Source organism: Pseudomonas sp. NBRC 111127 (assembly GCF_001320345.1).
In the GTDB taxonomy this organism is placed as follows: Bacteria; Pseudomonadota; Gammaproteobacteria; order Pseudomonadales; family Pseudomonadaceae; genus Aquipseudomonas; species Aquipseudomonas juntendi.
In genome coordinates, this window is sequence record NZ_BCBD01000137.1 from 1 (window position 1) to 14,697 (window position 14,697).

17 protein-coding genes are annotated in these 14,697 nt (G+C 65.1%); 8 read left to right on the top strand and 9 right to left on the bottom strand.

Annotated elements, in window-relative coordinates; translation table 11 throughout:
- A partial coding sequence (locus tag APH30_RS20845; RefSeq protein WP_054913641.1) for a patatin-like phospholipase family protein occupies window positions 1-1,454 on the bottom strand: 1,454 nt, incomplete at its 3' end.
- A gap of 67 nt (window positions 1,455-1,521) precedes the next feature.
- Between APH30_RS20845 and APH30_RS20850 the strand changes: the two genes are divergently transcribed.
- Window positions 1,522-1,803, top strand: coding sequence for a SelT/SelW/SelH family protein (locus tag APH30_RS20850; RefSeq protein ID WP_054881888.1), 282 nt, complete (start codon window positions 1,522-1,524; stop codon window positions 1,801-1,803).
- A 1-nt stretch (window position 1,804) separates the two neighbouring features.
- Here the strand turns inward: APH30_RS20850 and APH30_RS20855 are convergent, their stop codons facing one another.
- Both APH30_RS20855 and APH30_RS20860 read right to left on the bottom strand, forming a co-directional pair.
- Window positions 1,805-2,689: a DMT family transporter gene (locus APH30_RS20855; RefSeq protein WP_054913642.1), complete on the bottom strand. Its 885-nt coding sequence runs from the start codon at window positions 2,687-2,689 to the stop codon at window positions 1,805-1,807.
- 89 nt (window positions 2,690-2,778) lie between these two features.
- Window positions 2,779-3,090: a DUF962 domain-containing protein gene (locus tag APH30_RS20860; RefSeq protein WP_009683661.1), complete on the bottom strand. Its 312-nt coding sequence runs from the start codon at window positions 3,088-3,090 to the stop codon at window positions 2,779-2,781.
- A gap of 152 nt (window positions 3,091-3,242) precedes the next feature.
- On the opposite strand from APH30_RS20860, the gene APH30_RS20865 reads away from it, so the two are divergent.
- A complete protein-coding gene (locus APH30_RS20865) occupies window positions 3,243-4,304 on the top strand; it encodes an AraC family transcriptional regulator (RefSeq protein ID WP_009683660.1) in 1,062 nt (353 codons plus the stop codon).
- Here the strand turns inward: APH30_RS20865 and APH30_RS20870 are convergent.
- Window positions 4,261-5,715: a TrkH family potassium uptake protein gene (locus APH30_RS20870; protein ID WP_054881891.1), complete on the bottom strand. Its 1,455-nt coding sequence runs from the start codon at window positions 5,713-5,715 to the stop codon at window positions 4,261-4,263. The two genes, APH30_RS20865 and APH30_RS20870, sit on opposite strands and share 44 nt — an antisense overlap.
- 171 nt (window positions 5,716-5,886) lie before the next feature.
- On the opposite strand from APH30_RS20870, the gene APH30_RS20875 reads away from it, so the two are divergent.
- The gene (locus APH30_RS20875) at window positions 5,887-6,444 is read left to right on the top strand and encodes an NAD(P)H nitroreductase (RefSeq protein WP_054905570.1); all 558 of its coding nucleotides are present in this window, start codon (window positions 5,887-5,889) and stop codon (window positions 6,442-6,444) included.
- Window positions 6,445-6,500: 56 nt separating this feature from the next.
- Here the strand turns inward: APH30_RS20875 and APH30_RS20880 are convergent, their stop codons facing one another.
- The 5 genes from APH30_RS20880 to APH30_RS20900 form a co-directional block, all read right to left on the bottom strand.
- Window positions 6,501-7,838 carry a sensor histidine kinase KdpD gene (locus APH30_RS20880; RefSeq protein WP_054913643.1) on the bottom strand — a complete coding sequence of 446 codons (1,338 nt, stop codon included), beginning with the start codon at window positions 7,836-7,838 and terminating at the stop codon, window positions 6,501-6,503.
- Window positions 7,839-7,897: 59 nt separating this feature from the next.
- A complete protein-coding gene (locus APH30_RS20885; protein WP_009683655.1) occupies window positions 7,898-8,314 on the bottom strand; it encodes a Spy/CpxP family protein refolding chaperone in 417 nt (138 codons plus the stop codon).
- Window positions 8,315-8,510: 196 nt separating this feature from the next.
- Window positions 8,511-9,188: a response regulator transcription factor gene (locus APH30_RS20890; RefSeq protein WP_029887817.1), complete on the bottom strand. Its 678-nt coding sequence runs from the start codon at window positions 9,186-9,188 to the stop codon at window positions 8,511-8,513.
- Between the two features lie 206 nt (window positions 9,189-9,394).
- Window positions 9,395-9,694: a YciI family protein gene (locus tag APH30_RS20895; RefSeq protein ID WP_054881893.1), complete on the bottom strand. Its 300-nt coding sequence runs from the start codon at window positions 9,692-9,694 to the stop codon at window positions 9,395-9,397.
- Window position 9,695: 1 nt separating this feature from the next.
- On the bottom strand, window positions 9,696-10,289 hold the full coding sequence (locus APH30_RS20900; RefSeq protein ID WP_029887818.1) for a septation protein A: 594 nt from the start codon (window positions 10,287-10,289) through the stop codon (window positions 9,696-9,698).
- 67 nt (window positions 10,290-10,356) lie between these two features.
- On the opposite strand from APH30_RS20900, the gene APH30_RS20905 reads away from it, so the two are divergent.
- The 5 genes from APH30_RS20905 to rluB all read left to right on the top strand — a co-directional run.
- Window positions 10,357-11,217, top strand: coding sequence for a PHP domain-containing protein (locus APH30_RS20905; protein ID WP_029887819.1), 861 nt, complete (start codon window positions 10,357-10,359; stop codon window positions 11,215-11,217).
- A gap of 13 nt (window positions 11,218-11,230) precedes the next feature.
- A complete protein-coding gene (locus tag APH30_RS20910) occupies window positions 11,231-11,860 on the top strand; it encodes an L-threonylcarbamoyladenylate synthase (RefSeq protein WP_054881895.1) in 630 nt (209 codons plus the stop codon).
- Window positions 11,861-11,985: 125 nt separating this feature from the next.
- Complete coding sequence (locus APH30_RS20915; RefSeq protein WP_177333766.1) at window positions 11,986-12,711, top strand: ScpA family protein; 726 nt, start codon at window positions 11,986-11,988, stop codon at window positions 12,709-12,711.
- Window positions 12,698-13,468 (top strand): SMC-Scp complex subunit ScpB, encoded by a 771-nt coding sequence (gene scpB / locus APH30_RS20920; protein WP_054913645.1) that lies wholly within the window; start codon window positions 12,698-12,700, stop codon window positions 13,466-13,468. Before APH30_RS20915 ends, scpB begins: the two co-directional genes overlap by 14 nt.
- A gap of 185 nt (window positions 13,469-13,653) precedes the next feature.
- Window positions 13,654-14,697 (top strand): 23S rRNA pseudouridine(2605) synthase RluB (gene rluB, locus APH30_RS20925; protein WP_029887821.1); only part of this gene is annotated, 1,044 nt, incomplete at its 3' end.

Consider the following 14,697-nt stretch of genomic DNA (forward strand, 5'->3'; position numbering starts at 1 on the left):
TCGATGTTCTGTGAGCCGAAGTCCAGGTAGGGGGCGACGAAGTAGCGTGAGCCGACATCCAGCGGTTGGTAGAACTCGCTGTACAGCGCTTGCTGGTCGCCGATCTGGCCGCGGGTCAGCCACTCGGCACCCAGGCTGTTGATGCCGTTGACCCGGTAGCTGGCGCCCAGGTTGAAGGCGCTGTCGCCGCGCAGGTCGTCCGACAGGTTCAGCCCCAGGCGCAAGTAGTCGGTGCCGCCGCGGCGGCCGCGGGCGTTGATCACCAGGGTGTTTTCATCGCCCTTGTGTACCACGCGGTACTGCACCCGGTCGAAGTAGTCCAGGCCGTACAGCGTGCCCATGTCGGTCTCCAGGCGGCCAAGCTCCAGCGGGGCATTGATGGGCTGGCGAATGTACGAGCGGATCACATCGTCACTGACCTTGGCGTCGTTCTCGATTTTGATGGCGGTGATGATGGGCGTGCGTTGGCGCGGTGAACGGGCCACGGCCAGGCTGGTGCTGGCGTCTGGGTGGCGCAGCGCGGCCAGGCGCGCGTCGAGCAGGCGGGTAGCGCGGTAGCCGGCGTCGATCATGTCCCGCGCGCGGCCGAAGTCGGTCACGCCGTAGGCTGCCAGCGGCGGTTGGATGAGGATATCGTCGCGGTGCAGGCTGGCCAGTTGCTCTTCCGAGTTGCGCCGGGTCGTCAGCGTGATGGACTGGTTGAGCACATCGACCACGGTCAGCAACTGCTTGCGGTCGCGCAGCGGCGTACCGATATCCACCACGATGGCCAGGTCCACCCCCATGTCGCGTGCCACGTCGAGCGGAGTATTGTCGACCATGCCGCCGTCCACCAGCAGGCGGCCGTCCAGTTCGACCGGGGCGAACACGGCCGGGATCGACATGCTGGCGCGGATCACCTGCGGCAGGTGGCCGCGGCGGAACACCACTTTTTCGCCACTGGCGATGTCGGTGGCCACGGCGCGGAAGGGGATGGGCAGTTTGTCGAAATCGCGCGTGTCGGCGGTGTGCGCCAACTTGCTTTCCAGCAGCAACGACAGGTTCTGGCCTTGAATCACCCCCAGCGGCAGGCCCAGGCTGCCGTCGTCGCGAAAACTGAGCTTTTGCTTGACCAGAAAATCGCGGTCATCCTGCTTGCGCCGGAATGGCACGTCCTCGCGGGGTGGGCTGTCAGACAGCGCCTGCTGCCAGTCGAGGGTGGTGGCGAGGTGTTCCAGCTCTTCGACGCTGTAGCCCGAGGCGTACAGCCCGCCGACTACAGCCCCCATGCTGGTGCCGGCAATGGCGTCGATGCGTACACCCTGTTCCTCCAGCGCCTTGAGCACGCCGATGTGCGCCAGGCCACGGGCCGCGCCGCCCGACAGCACCAGGCCGACCTTGGGCCGTGCCGGTTCGGCGGCGGTTGCTGTAAGCGAGGTGAGGGTGAACAGCAAGCAGAACAGCAAACGGCGCATCGTGGGTCTCAAACCGTGGGTCAAAGACCGCTAGTATAAGCCGCCCCTCAGCTGGAGTTATCTCAACATGGCCGACCACAAGCCGGAAATCGTCATCAATTATTGCACCCAGTGCCAGTGGCTGCTGCGGGCCGCGTGGCTGGCCCAGGAACTGCTCAGCACGTTTGCCGACGACCTCGGCCGGGTGGTGCTGGAACCGGGTACCGGCGGTATTTTCCGCATCACCTGCAACGGCGTGCAGATTTGGGAGCGCAAGGCCGACGGCGGCTTCCCCGAGGCCAAGGTGCTGAAGCAGCGGGTGCGTGACCAGATCGACCCCCAGCGCGACCTGGGCCACAACGACCGCTGAGTCACCCGCCCTCGGCCAGCGGCCGCTGCGCTGGCTCGGCGGCCAGGCGGCTGGACAGCACGATGGCGAGGATGATCAGCGCGCCGCCCAGCAGCATGCGCACCGTGGGGGTCTCGGCAAACACCAGCCAGGCTACGGCAATGCCGTAGACCGGCTCCATGCCGAACACCACGGCGGCAGTCCGGGCCTTGATGACCGCCAGGCTGGCGACGAACAGGCTGTGCGCCACGCCGGTGCAGAAAATGCCGAGCAGGCCGATCCACAGCCAGTCCACCGGCGCGACCGCGCCCAGCCCAGGGGCAGCGAATGCCAGCAGGCTCAGGCTTACCACCAGGTTTTGCCACAGTGCTGCCTGCACCGCAGGCAAGCGACCAGAGCCTGCGCGGTTGGTCAGGGACAGCAGTGAGAACAGCAGGCCCGAGAACAGGGCCCACAGCAGGCCGCCGGTCGCTTCGCTGGCCAGATCGAAGGCTGGCGTGACCAGTACCAGGCCGAGGCTGACCAGCAGCACCAGCAGCGCTTCGTTGCGGCGGATGCGCTCGCGGAACAGCAGCCCTTCGAGCAGCACGGTAAAGGCCGGGAAGCTGGCGAAGCCGAGGGTGGCGATGGCCACGCCGCCGACCTTGACGGCGATGAAGAAGCTGACCCAGTGGCCGGCCAGCAGCACCCCGCCGAGCAACAGGCGGCGCGCATCCTGACCGTTCAGGCGTTGCCAGCCAGGGCCGGTGACACTGGCGAACAGCGCCAGGGCGAGCACGGCGAAAGCGGCGCGGCCGAACACGATGATCACCGGGCTGGCGCTGGCTGCCAGCTTGCCGAATACGCCGGTCAGGCCAAAGAACAGCGCGCCGATATGCAGGGCGCCGAGGGCGGTGCGGTGGTTCATGACAGGGGGCATCCTCGCAAGGCAAGCGGCCATTGTGCCTGAAGCCGTGCATGGCGAGGACCGGGTGGCGGCGGGCGCAGGCGCGCTGCTTACAGCCTGAGCTTGCCGAGCAGAATGTCGCGGAACATCACGAAGTCACCGGCAAGGCTGTAGAACGGGTAGGTGAATGTCGCCGGCCGGTTCTTTTCAAAAAAGAAATGCCCCACCCAGGCAAAGCCGTAGCCGAACAGCGGCACGGCCAGCAGCAACAGCCATTTGCCGCTGCCGATGGTATAGGCCAGCAGGGCGATCACCAGGCTGGTGCCGACAAAATGCAGGCGGCGGCAGGTGGGGTTGCTGTGCTCACCCAGGTAATACGGGTAGAACTCGGCAAAACTGCGAAACTGCGCTGTGCGGTTCATGGCAGTGCTCCGGGGTTGATACGTCTGGACAAGATGCACGGCGTGGAGCCTCATTCGAGTCTAGAGTGATTGGCAGGGCCTACCAGTGACAATAGGCGCCAATTGAGTATCCTTGGGGTTCACCGCAGGAGCGGTCAGGAAAGAAGCCTGTCATGAGCGAAAGAACCACGTCAGCCAGTTGGGCATCAGGGATTGTAAAGGCACTCGAGCTGGAAGGGCTGGACTGCCGGGCCATGTTCAAGCAGTTGGGGCTGGATTTCGCCGCCCTCGACGATCCCGACGCGCGTTTCCCCCAGGACTCCATGACCCGGCTGTGGCAATTGGCAGTGGAACTGTCCGGCAACGAGGCCATTGGCCTGAACATGGCGCGTGTGGTACGCCCGGCCTCGTTTCACGTGGTGGGCTATGCGCTGATGTCCAGCCGCACCTTGGCCGAGGGGTTCGAGCGGCTGGTACGCTACCAGCGCATCATCGCCGAAAGCTCCGATCTCAGTTTCGTGCTGGGTCCCGAGGGCTACTCGTTGATCCTCACCGTTCACGGCGACCATCTGCCGCCCACCCGGCACAGTGCCGAAGCGTCGTTGGCCTGTGCGCTGGCGCTGTGCAAATGGCTGAGCGGCCGCCCGGTGCAGCCACGCCGGGTTTTGGTGCAGGGGCCGCAACCCAGGAATATCGAGCCGTACAAGGTGGCGTTCCATTCGCCGCTGATCTTCGACGCGCCGTATGACGCGCTGGTGTTCGAGCGGGCCGACATGGAAGCACCCTTGCCCACGGCCAATGAAGCCATGGCAGTGCTGCACGACCGGTTTGCCGGGGAGTACCTGGCGCGGTTTTCCGAAAGCCGCGTGACCCACCGGGTGCGCCAGGTGCTGTGCCGCATCTTGCCGCAGGGGGAGCCCAAGCGTGAGACCCTGGCGCAGGCCTTGCACTTGTCGCAGCGCACCCTGCAGCGGCGGCTGCAGGAAGAGGGCACCAGCTTCCAGGCGTTGCTCGACGACACCCGGCGCGAACTGGCCGAACAGTACCTGGCCCAGCCGGGCATGACCCTGCTGGAAACCGCCTACCTGCTGGGCTTCGCCGACCCCAGCAACTTCTACCGCGCGTTCCGCCGCTGGTTCGATACCACGCCCAGTGAGTACCGCGCCCGGCTCGGCGCCGTGGGCGAAGGGCTCAGTGACGCCAGAACGCCGGCATGCACAACACTAGCACGGTGATGATTTCCAGCCGGCCAAGCAGCATGCCGGCAGCCAGGATCCACTTGGCGGCGTCTGGCAGCGTGGCGTAGTTGCCTGACGGCCCGATCACTTCACCCAGGCCAGGCCCCACCCCGGAGACCGTACCGGCAGCCCCGGTCAGGGCGGTCATCCAGTCCACCCCCAGCAGCGACAGCAGCAGCGCCATGACGCAGATGGTGATGGCGAAGAAGAACGAGAACGTGAGAATCGAACGCACGATATCTTCATCGAGGCGGTGGCCGTTGTACTTCTGCTTGATCACCGCGCGAGGGTGGATCAGCTGGTTGAGGCTGGCCTTGAGCAGGATGTAGGCGACCTGGAAGCGGAAGATCTTGATCCCGCCCGCGGTCGAGCCGGAACAGCCACCGACGAAACCCAGGTAGAAGAACAGCATCAGCGAAAAATTGCCCCACAGGCTGTAGTCACCCAGGGCGAAACCGGTGGTGGTGACGACCGAGGTCACGTTCAGCGCCACGTGACGCAGCGCGTCCAGCCAGTGCAGGTTGGTGCTGTACCAGTACCAGGTGCCCAGAACCAGCCAGGTGACCAGCAGCATGCCCAGCAAGCCCTGCACCTGCTGGTCGCGGAGCAGCGCCCTGCGGTTGCCGCGCAGGGTGGCCACGTACAGGGTGAACGGCAGGCTGCCCATGATCATTACTACCACTGCCACCCAGTGCACGGCGGGAATGTCCCATTTCGCCAGGGACTGGTCGGAGGTGGAAAAACCACCGGTGGAAATCGCCGACATGGCGTGGTTGATGGCATCGAACGGGCTCATGCCGGCCCACCAGAAAGCCAGCGCGCCAAGAATCGAGAAGCCGACGTACACCCCCACAATGGACTTGGCGACCATGTGCGAGCGCGGCATGACCTTTTCGGAGCGGTCGGAAGACTCGGTCTGGAACAGGCGCATGCCACCAATGCGCAGCAGCGGCAGGATGGCCACCGCCATGGCGATGAAGCCGATACCGCCCAGCCAGTGCAGCATCGAGCGCCACATCAGGATGCCTGGCGACATGCTGTCGAGCCCGCTGAGCACGGTGGCGCCGGTGGCGGTAATGCCCGACATGCTTTCAAAGAAGGCGTCGGTGTAGCTGATGTGCTGGGTCAGCAGGAAGGGCAGGGCGGCGAACACGCAGACCACCAGCCAGCTGCAGACCGTCAGCAGGTACATGTCGCGTGGCCGCAGGTGCACATGCTCGGGCCGCCCTTGCAGCACCATGGCCAGCCCGGCAATGAAGGTGATCAGGCTGGACCACAGGAACGACGGCATGTCGCCGGTACGTTCGAATATCACCAGGGTCGCCATGGGCACGGCCATGCCCACAGCCAGGGTGATCAGGAAGATGCCGATGATGAAACCAATGATCCTTAAGGTCGGCAACGCCATGTGATCTGCTCTGACTCGAAACGGAAGGGCGCCATTCTACCTATGGGCCGGGCCGCTGCAAGCCAGGCGCGGCACGCTGCGCGAAAAGCCGGCGTGCTGCCGCTTGCAGCTTGCAGCTTAGGGCGTGCAGCTTGAGAATGGCCGCACATTCCACTGCCAGGAGGGTAGCCGATGGAGGCTCTCGACGCATTGCTCAACCGTGTTTCCGTGCCACGCCTGACCGACCCTGCCCCCAATGCCGCCCAGCGCGAGGCGCTGTTCCAGGCTGCCCTGCGGGCGCCGGACCACGGCCAACTGCGGCCTTGGCGGTTCCTGACCATCGAAGGGCAGGGCCGCGAGAAGCTGGGCGAGCTGTTCGCCGAAGCGGTGCAGCACAAAGGTGAAGCCACCCAGGCTGCGCTGGACAAAGCCCGCGCCATGCCGCTGCGCGCACCGTTGCTGATCGTGGTGGTGGCCAGCTTGCAGGACCACTTCAAGGTGCCCAAGTCCGAGCAGCGCCTGGCGGCGGGCTGTGCGGCACACGGCATCCTGATCGCTGCCCATGCGCAGGGCATCGGCGCCGTGTGGCGCACCGGGGACATGGCCTTCGACGCGCATGTGCACAAGGGGCTGGGGCTGGCGGAGAACGAGGAACTGATCGGCTACCTGTACGTCGGCACGCCAATGACCGAGCCACGGACCGCGCCGGTGCTGGCCACCGCTGATTTCGTCACGGGCTGGGGCGAGTAACGCGGGCGCGAGCAAGGGCTGCGCTGCAGCCCTGAACGTAAACGGCCCTGGCAGCCTTACGCTGAAGCGGCTTGCACAGGCAGTTCAAGCCGGGCGACAAAGCCGCCCTGCGGGTGGTTGTCCAGTACCAGGCTGCCGCCATGCCGCTCCGCCGCCTTGCGCGCAATCGCCAACCCCAGGCCGTGCCCTGGGGCCTCCTGCCCCGGGGCGCGGAAGAACGGCTCACCCAGCTGGGCGAGGTGCTCCGGGGCTGCACCCGGGCCGTGGTCGCGCACACAGATCACCACCCGCGCCTGATCGCGCACGGCACTGACTTCGATGGGCTGGCCTGCCGGGTTGAAGCGCAGGGCGTTGCGCAGCAGGTTGTCCACGGCCCGCTCGATCAGTGTCGGCCAACCTTGCAAGACCAGCCCCGGTTGCGCCTCCAGGCGCACATCCTGGTCGGGCGCGCCGAGCAGGGCGTCCTTGCGCACACTGCCCAGCAAGGCATTGAGGTCCACCGCTTCGGCGTGGGCCTGTTCGGCATCCACGCGGGCCAGGGTGAGTATTTCGCTGATCAGGTCTTCCAGCCGGTCGCACTCGCGGGTCAGGCGCGGCCACAGGGCCTGGCGCTGCTCGGGCTCGGCGCGTTCCGCCAGGGCCAGGGCAATGCGCAGCCTGGCCAGCGGTGAGCGCAGTTCGTGTGACACGTCGCGCAGCAATTGGCGCTGGCTGGCGAGGGTGCTTTGCAGGCGCGCACCCATTTTGTTGAAGTCGTTGGCCAGCACGCCGAATTCGTCACGCCGGGCTGCCAGGCGCGCCAGGCTGTTCTGCTGATAGGTGCTCTGGCCCAGGTCGTGCACAGCGCTGCGCAGGCGGCTCAACGGGCGCGTGATGGACAGCGTGACCAGCAGGCTGAACAGGGTCAACACCACCAGGGCGATGCCCAGTGCGCTGAGTGGCCACATCAGGCTGTCCCGGTGCCACTCATCCAGCGCCGGGTGGGGGATGCGGTAGATCAGCAGGTAGGTCTGGCCGGTGTCGGGGCTGGTGTATTCCTCGGTCAGCCGGCGCCATGGCAGGCGGCGCTGGTCGTTGTGCTGGCGTGCCTCGAAGGCTGCTGCCCGGCGCGGGAACGTGCCGGGCACCACCGCGTCACCACTGTCATCGAGCACCTGCACGTCGATCTTGTAGCGGTCCTTGCGTTGTTCCAGGAACTGCTGCGCGGCATTCACGCCTTCCTGCTCGTAGTGCCTGGCCCACTGGCTGGCCAGCGTGTTCAGGCCGGGGTGGCGGCTGAGGATCCAGGCGTCCTGGTTGAGCATGTGCCCAAGCAAGATCGACAGGCCTGCAACCAGGGTGATGGCCAACCAGAAGCTGGCCAGGATGCGCCAGAACAGTGAACGCAAGAGCACCTCCTAAAACAGAAAAAGCCCGGCTCGCGCTGGGGCGAGCCGGGCATCGGGCTGACAGCTTACTGGGCCTTTTTGGCTTTTTCAGCTTTCCAGGCCTGGAACTCCTGCCACTCGGCTTTCTTGGCAGCGCGTTCCTTTTGCAGTTCGTCGAACTTCTTCTGCTGGTCTGGCTTGAGCAGGTTGCGCACGGCGGTGTCGGTCTTGGCGCGGCTGGCTTGCAGTTCGTCCTTCATGGCTTTCTGGTCGGCAGCCGGCAGTTTGGCCAGGTAACGCTCGGTAATGTCGCGGCGCTGCTGCATTTGCTCGCCCATCAGCTTGCCGATCTGCTGGCGCTGGTCACGGCTCAGGTCCAGTTGCTGGAAGGCCGCTTCACCGCGGTGATGCGGGCCGTCGTGACGTGGGCCGCCGTCAGGCATGGCCATGGCTACGGTCGGCAGGGCGGCGGCGAACATCAGGGCGATAAGGGTCTTGCGCATGGGTGTCTCTCCTTTCATAGGCCGGTGGTTACCGGATGAGCACAGTCTAGGGAGATCACCGTCAAGCGCAGTCAGTGGATGGTAAAGGCTGGGTAAAGAACAGCTGCAAGCGGCAAGCGGCAAGCTGCAAGCTTCTAGCTACAAGTGAAGCCGATCGCGATTCTGCTCTTTCTTGCAGCTTGCAGCTTGCAGCTGCTCACAGGCAGTAGTAATAGCCGCGGCTGCGCAGGGCGACGATGCGTGGCCGGCCATCGGCATGCGGGCCGATCTTCTTGCGCAGGTTGCTGACGTGCATGTCCAGGCTGCGGTCGTAGAGGGTGAGCTTGCGGCCCAGGCCGATCTGCGCCAGTTCCTGTTTGTCCAGCGGCTCGCCAGGCTGGCGCAGCAGCGCTTCAAGTATGCGGCTTTCGGACAAGGTCAGGGTCATTTCCCGGCCATCGATGCTGGCCACGCCGCGGGCCGGGCTGTAGACCAGGTCGCCCAGCTCCAGCTGGCTGGTGGCGGCAACGGGGTGGCTGCGGCGCAGTACGGCACGCAGGCGCGCGGTAAGCTCGCGTGGGTCGCACGGTTTGGCCAGGTAATCGTCGGCACCCAGTTCCAGGCCAAGAATACGGTCAAGCGGCTCGCCACGGGCCGACAGCATCAGCACCGGCAGTTCGGCGTGCTCGCTGCGCAGTTGTTTGAGCAACTCCAGGCCGCTGCCGTCGGGCAACATGACATCCAGCACCACGGCCGCAGGTGCATGCTCGGCCAAGGCCTGGCGTGCACTCTGGCCATCGTGGCAGGCACGTACGGAAAACCCTTCCTGGGTCAGCCAGCTGCACAGCAGCTCGCACAGTTCCTGGTCATCATCAATCAGTAACAGCTCGCTCATGACTCACTCGATTCCACCATTGACGGCGGCTCTGCGGCCCGCCAGTGGCAAAGATACCGCAGACTGATGGCAACCGTATAACTGCTGATCCCGCATCGCCTGCTTCGCGGGTAAACCCGCTGCTACAACGACCGTGCAGTTCCGAAGGTTTGTGCGGGCCACTGTGGGAGCGGGCAAGCCCGCGAAGAAAGCGATGCGGTCTCGGATCACGGCAATACTTGCTTGAATGGCTTGACCACGACCTTGTCGTACACGCCTGCCGCAATATAGGGGTCGGCATCGGCCCAGGCCTGGGCTTCGGCCAGCGAGGCAAACTCGGCGACGATCAGGCTGCCGCTGAAGCCGGCTTCGCCCGGGTCGTTGCTGTCGATGGCCGGGTGTGGGCCGGCCAGCACCACGCGGCCTTCGGCCTTGAGCTGCTGCAGGCGTTCGATGTGCGCCGGGCGGGCAGCCAGGCGTTTTTCCAGGGAGTTCGCGACGTCGCTGGCAATGATGGCGTAGAGCATGTCAATCCTTGGGTTTGGAGGTAGAAGGGTCGTCGTGCAGGTGGCGCGACAGGTACACGCCTTGCGCCACCAGGAAGATCACGGTCATGCCCAGGCTGCCGAACACCTTGAAGTCTACCCAGAAGTCCTGGAAGGTGAAGGCGACGAACAGGTTGGCCGCACCACAGAACAGGAAGAACGCGATCCAGGCCAGGTTCAAGCGCGTCCAGATGGCATCCGGGAGGGTGAGGGCGTGGCCCATGATGCGTTTGATCAGCACCCGGTCACCGATGAAGTGGCTGCCGGCAAAGCCCAGGGCGAACAGCCAGTTGACCACCGGCGCCTTCCACTTGAGGAAGGTTTCGCTGTGGAAGGTCAGGGTCAGGCCGCCGAACACCAGGCAGGCCACCAGGGTCAGCCACTGGCCCTTTTCCAGCTTGCGCTGGCGCAGGAACAGCGCGCCGTACACCACCAGCGAGCTGACGATCAGCATGGCCGTGGCACTGTAGATGCCACCGAATTCGAAGCTGTGGCCAGCGACTTCAAGCGGGCGTGGGTCCAGCTTGTACACGATGAAGAACAGCAACAGCGGGATGAAATCGATGAATTGTTTCACAATGGCAGCCAGAATCGGGATGTGACGGCATAATAACAAACATCGATTCCAGCGAAAGCGCTCCTCCATGAATGTTGATCTGCACTGTCACAGCACGGCCTCCGACGGCGCCCTGTCGCCCACGGCGCTGGTCGCCCGGGCCCATGAGCACGGGGTGCAAACGCTGGCCCTGACCGACCATGACACCCTCGAAGGCCTGCCCGAAGCGCGCCTGGCCTGCGTTGAGCGGGGCATGCGTTGGGTCAGCGGGGTCGAGCTTTCGTGCACCTGGGGGGGCGCCACCATTCACGTGCTGGGCTACGACTTCCCGCTCGATGCGCCGCCATTGCTGGCGGCGATCGAAGCGTTGCACCGCGGCCGCTGGCTGCGCGCCGAAGAAATCGACAAGCGGTTGGCCGCCAAGGGCATGCCAGGCACCCTCGACGGCGCCCGCGCCGTGCAGCACGAGCTGGGCGACAGCGGCAACGCACCGGCGCGCCCGCACTTTGCCGAATACCTGGTGCGTGCCGGGCACGTCAAGGACCGCGGCGAGGCGTTTCGCAAGTGGCTGGGGGCGGGCAAGCTGGGCGACGTCAAGCAGCATTGGCCCACCCTTGATGAAACCGTTGCCACGCTGCGCCAGTCCAAAGCCTGGGTGAGCCTGGCCCATCCCATGCACTACGACCTGACCCGCAGCAAGCGCAGGCGGCTGATTGCCGACTATATTCAGGCAGGTGGGCAGGCGCTTGAAGTGGTCAACGGGATGATGCCTGCCGAGCAGGTGGGCACTCTGTCCATCCTTACCCGTGAGTTCGGCCTGCTGGCAAGCGCTGGCAGTGACTTCCACGGCCCCGGCACCTGGGGCGAGATCGGTGCCTACCGGCCTTTGCCCGAGGACCTGCCGCCTTTGTGGCGCCGATTCAGCCATGAACAGCCTATTACGGTATGAACAGGACGACTACGTGAGCCAATTTTTCCAGATTCATCCGGAGAACCCCCAGCCGCGGCTGATCCGCCAGGCGGTAGAGATCATCCGCAAGGGGGGCGTGGTGGTGTACCCCACCGATTCGGCCTATGCGTTGGGTTGCCAGATCGGCGACAAGGCGGCCATCGAGCGCGTCCGGCGCCTGCGTGGCCTGGACAAGACCCACAACTTCACCCTGATGTGCTGCGACATGTCGCAGCTGGGGTTGTATGCCAAGGTCGATACCGGCACCTTCCGCCTGCTCAAGGCGCACGTGCCTGGGCCGTACACCTTCATCCTCAACGGCACCCGCGAAGTGCCCCGCCTGCTGCTGCACGAAAAACGCCGCACCATCGGCCTGCGGGTACCAGACCACGCCATTACCCTGGCGTTGCTGGCTGAGCTGGGCGAGCCGCTGATGAGCGTGAGCCTGATCCTGCCTGGCGATAACGAGCCGATGACCGACCCTTACGAAATTCGTGAGCGCCTGGAGCACCATGTCGACCTGGTGATCGATGGCGGCTACGGTGACCTCAAGGCGTCGACCATCATCGACCTTTCCGGCGACGAACCTGAGCTGATTCGAGAAGGCTGCGGCGACCCTGCGCCGTTCATGGCCAGCGCGTGAGCCAGCTGCAAGCGCCCGAGGCGCCGGCCACGCAGGTCGACGAGCCGCGGCAGTTGCAACTGGCCTTGGTCTACGGCGAAGCCCTGACCGAGATGCCGCTGGACCTGTACATCCCGCCAGACGCCCTGGAAGTCATCCTGGAAGCCTTCGAAGGGCCGCTGGACCTGTTGCTGTACCTGATCCGCAAGCAGAACATCGACATCCTCGACATCCCCGTGGCTGAAATCACCCGGCAGTACATGGGTTATGTGGAGCTGATGAAAAGCGTGCGCCTGGAACTGGCCGCCGAATACCTGGTAATGGCGGCCATGCTTGCCGAGATCAAGTCGCGCATGCTGCTGCCGCGCTCGGCTGAGGCCGAGGAAGAGGAGGGTGACCCGCGCGCCGAGTTGATCCGCCGGCTGCAGGAATACGAGCGCTTCAAGGCCGCAGCCGAAGGCATCGACGCGTTGCCACGGGTTGGCCGTGAGGTGCGGGTGCCGCGCCTGGAGGCACCGCAGGCCAAGGTGCGCAGGCTGTTGCCGCAGGTCAGCCTGGAAGAGCTGCTGGTGTCCATGGCCGAGGTGATGCGGCGCAACGACCTGTTCGAGAGCCACCAGATCAGCCGTGAAACGCTGTCCACCCGCGAGCGCATGAGCCAGGTGCTGGAGCGCCTAAAGGGCGGTGCTTTCGTGCCGTTCGTCGAGCTGTTCGGGCACGACGAGGGCAAGCTGGGGGTAGTGGTCACCTTCATGGCGATTCTCGAACTGGTGAAGGAAGCGCTGATCGAACTGGTGCAGAATGAACCCTTCGCCACCATCCACGTGCGGCTTCGCCCGGCGCTTGTTGAAGAACCCGATGAACCTGAATGAACCCCGCGACCTGGCGTCGCTGATCGAAGCCTTCCTGCTGGCGTCGGGCAAACCGCAATCACTGGAGCGTCTGTTCGAGTTGTTCGAGGAAGCCGAGCGCCCCGAGCCCAAGGTTTTCAGGCAGGCGCTGGAGGTGCTGGGCAAATCGTGCAACGGCCGCGCTTTCGAGCTCAAGGAGGTGGCCAGCGGCTACCGCCTGCAAATTCGCGAAGCCTACGCCCCCTGGGTCGGCCGCTTGTGGGAAGAGCGCCCGCAGCGCTATTCGCGTGCCTTGCTGGAAACCCTGGCGTTGATCGCCTATCGCCAGCCGATCACCCGTGGCGAGATCGAGGATGTGCGCGGGGTGGCGGTGAACAGCAATATCATCAAGACCCTGATGGAGCGCGAGTGGATACGCGTGGTGGGCTACCGCGAGGTGCCCGGCCGGCCGGCGATGTTCGCCACCACCAAGGCGTTCCTGGACCACTTCAACCTCAAGAGCCTGGAGCAGTTGCCGGCGTTGGCCGAGTTGCGCGAGCTGCAGCCTGAGCCGCTGCTCGACCCGGATGATGCACCGGTGCCGGCCCACCTGCAGGCCCTGGCCGATGCCAGCCTGGGCGAGCAGGACGCGGTTGACGAGCCGAGGGAGGAAACCAGCTTCCGCAGCTTGCTGGTGGAGCTGGATGCCATGGAAGAAGGGCTGAAGACCGACTTTGACGATTTGCGTGGGCAAGCACCTGAGGCCGCGGTGGAAGAAGAGGGCAAGCTGCAGCCCTGATCGTGCGATTGCCTGTAGCGGCCCTGCGCGGCAAGCACCTCACCGTTAGGCAGAAACCTCTCGCTGCCCCCGCAAAACCTTCTAACCTGCAGTGCGTTCCCCCGCCGAACCGCGTATGATGCGCGGCCTTTTGGCGCATTCGTTGCCAGAAACCCTTTGTCATTCCTACACCGGGAGGTGCCCAGATGAGTGAGCAAGACCTGCAAGACACCGCAATTACCCCGCCGTCCGGCGAAAAACTGCAGAAAGTGCTGGCCCGCATCGGCGTGGGCTCGCGCCGTGACGTCGAGGCCTGGATCAGCCAGGGCCGAATCAAGGTCAACGGCGTCGCGGCTACCCTCGGCCAACGCGTCGACCTGCACGATGCCATTGCCGTTGACGGCAAGCTGATCAAGCGCGAGGAGGCTGCCGAGGCCACCCGCCGGGTAATCATGTACAACAAACCCGATGGCGAAATCTGCACCCGTGACGACCCGGAAGGCCGCCCGACCGTGTTCGATCGCCTGCCGCGGCCAAAAGAAGGCCGCTGGATCAACATTGGCCGACTCGACATCAACACCACCGGCCTGCTGCTGTTCACCACCGACGGTGAACTGGCCAACCGCCTGATGCACCCGTCCTACGAGATGGACCGCGAGTACGCGGTGCGTGTGCGTGGTGAAGTCGATGACGAGATGATCGAGCGCCTGAAGGCCGGTGTAATGCTCGAAGACGGCCCGGCCAAGTTCACCGACATCCAGAAGGCACCCGGTGGCGAAGGTTTCAACCACTGGTACCACTGCGTGGTGATGGAAGGCCGTAACCGCGAGGTGCGTCGCCTGTGGGAATCCCAGGGCATGGTGGTCAGCCGCCTGAAGCGCGTGCGCTTCGGCCCGGTGTTCCTCAACTCCGACCTGCCGATGGGCCGCTGGCGGGAAATGTCCCAGGGCGAAATCGACATCCTGGCCGCTGAAGTCGGCTTGCAGCCGGTTGCGCTGCCTGCCTTGAACCTCAAGGCCAAGGACAAGATGGAGCGCCTGCAGCGTAAATCGTCCCGCCCGCTGGGCCGTGGCGAGCGCGTGCGCAACCTGCGCCCGGCCCACGAAGGTGCTGCCGCTGGCGAGCGCCCGGCACGCCAGCCGCGTGAAGAAGCCCCACGCAAAGGCAACCGCGGCAGCGCCGTGGCCGAGCGCCCAAGCGAAATGCGCAAGCGCCCAGCCAAGCCTGAAGGTGACAAGCCTGCCGGCCGT

Bases quoted from the DNA above. Each gene is read 5' to 3' on its own strand.
- APH30_RS20855 (WP_054913642.1), bottom strand. From the start codon at position 2,689: ATGAACCACCGCACCGCCCTCGGCGCCCTGCATATCGGCGCGCTGTTC.
- APH30_RS20875 (WP_054905570.1), top strand. From the start codon at position 5,887: ATGGAGGCTCTCGACGCATTGCTCAACCGTGTTTCCGTGCCACGCCTG.
- APH30_RS20850 (WP_054881888.1), top strand. From the start codon at position 1,522: ATGGCCGACCACAAGCCGGAAATCGTCATCAATTATTGCACCCAGTGC.
- APH30_RS20890 (WP_029887817.1), bottom strand. From the start codon at position 9,188: ATGAGCGAGCTGTTACTGATTGATGATGACCAGGAACTGTGCGAGCTG.
- APH30_RS20860 (WP_009683661.1), bottom strand. From the start codon at position 3,090: ATGAACCGCACAGCGCAGTTTCGCAGTTTTGCCGAGTTCTACCCGTAT.
- APH30_RS20895 (WP_054881893.1), bottom strand. From the start codon at position 9,694: ATGCTCTACGCCATCATTGCCAGCGACGTCGCGAACTCCCTGGAAAAA.
- APH30_RS20870 (WP_054881891.1), bottom strand. From the start codon at position 5,715: ATGGCGTTGCCGACCTTAAGGATCATTGGTTTCATCATCGGCATCTTC.
- APH30_RS20865 (WP_009683660.1), top strand. From the start codon at position 3,243: ATGAGCGAAAGAACCACGTCAGCCAGTTGGGCATCAGGGATTGTAAAG.
- scpB (WP_054913645.1), top strand. From the start codon at position 12,698: ATGAACCTGAATGAACCCCGCGACCTGGCGTCGCTGATCGAAGCCTTC.
- APH30_RS20905 (WP_029887819.1), top strand. From the start codon at position 10,357: ATGAATGTTGATCTGCACTGTCACAGCACGGCCTCCGACGGCGCCCTG.
- APH30_RS20885 (WP_009683655.1), bottom strand. From the start codon at position 8,314: ATGCGCAAGACCCTTATCGCCCTGATGTTCGCCGCCGCCCTGCCGACC.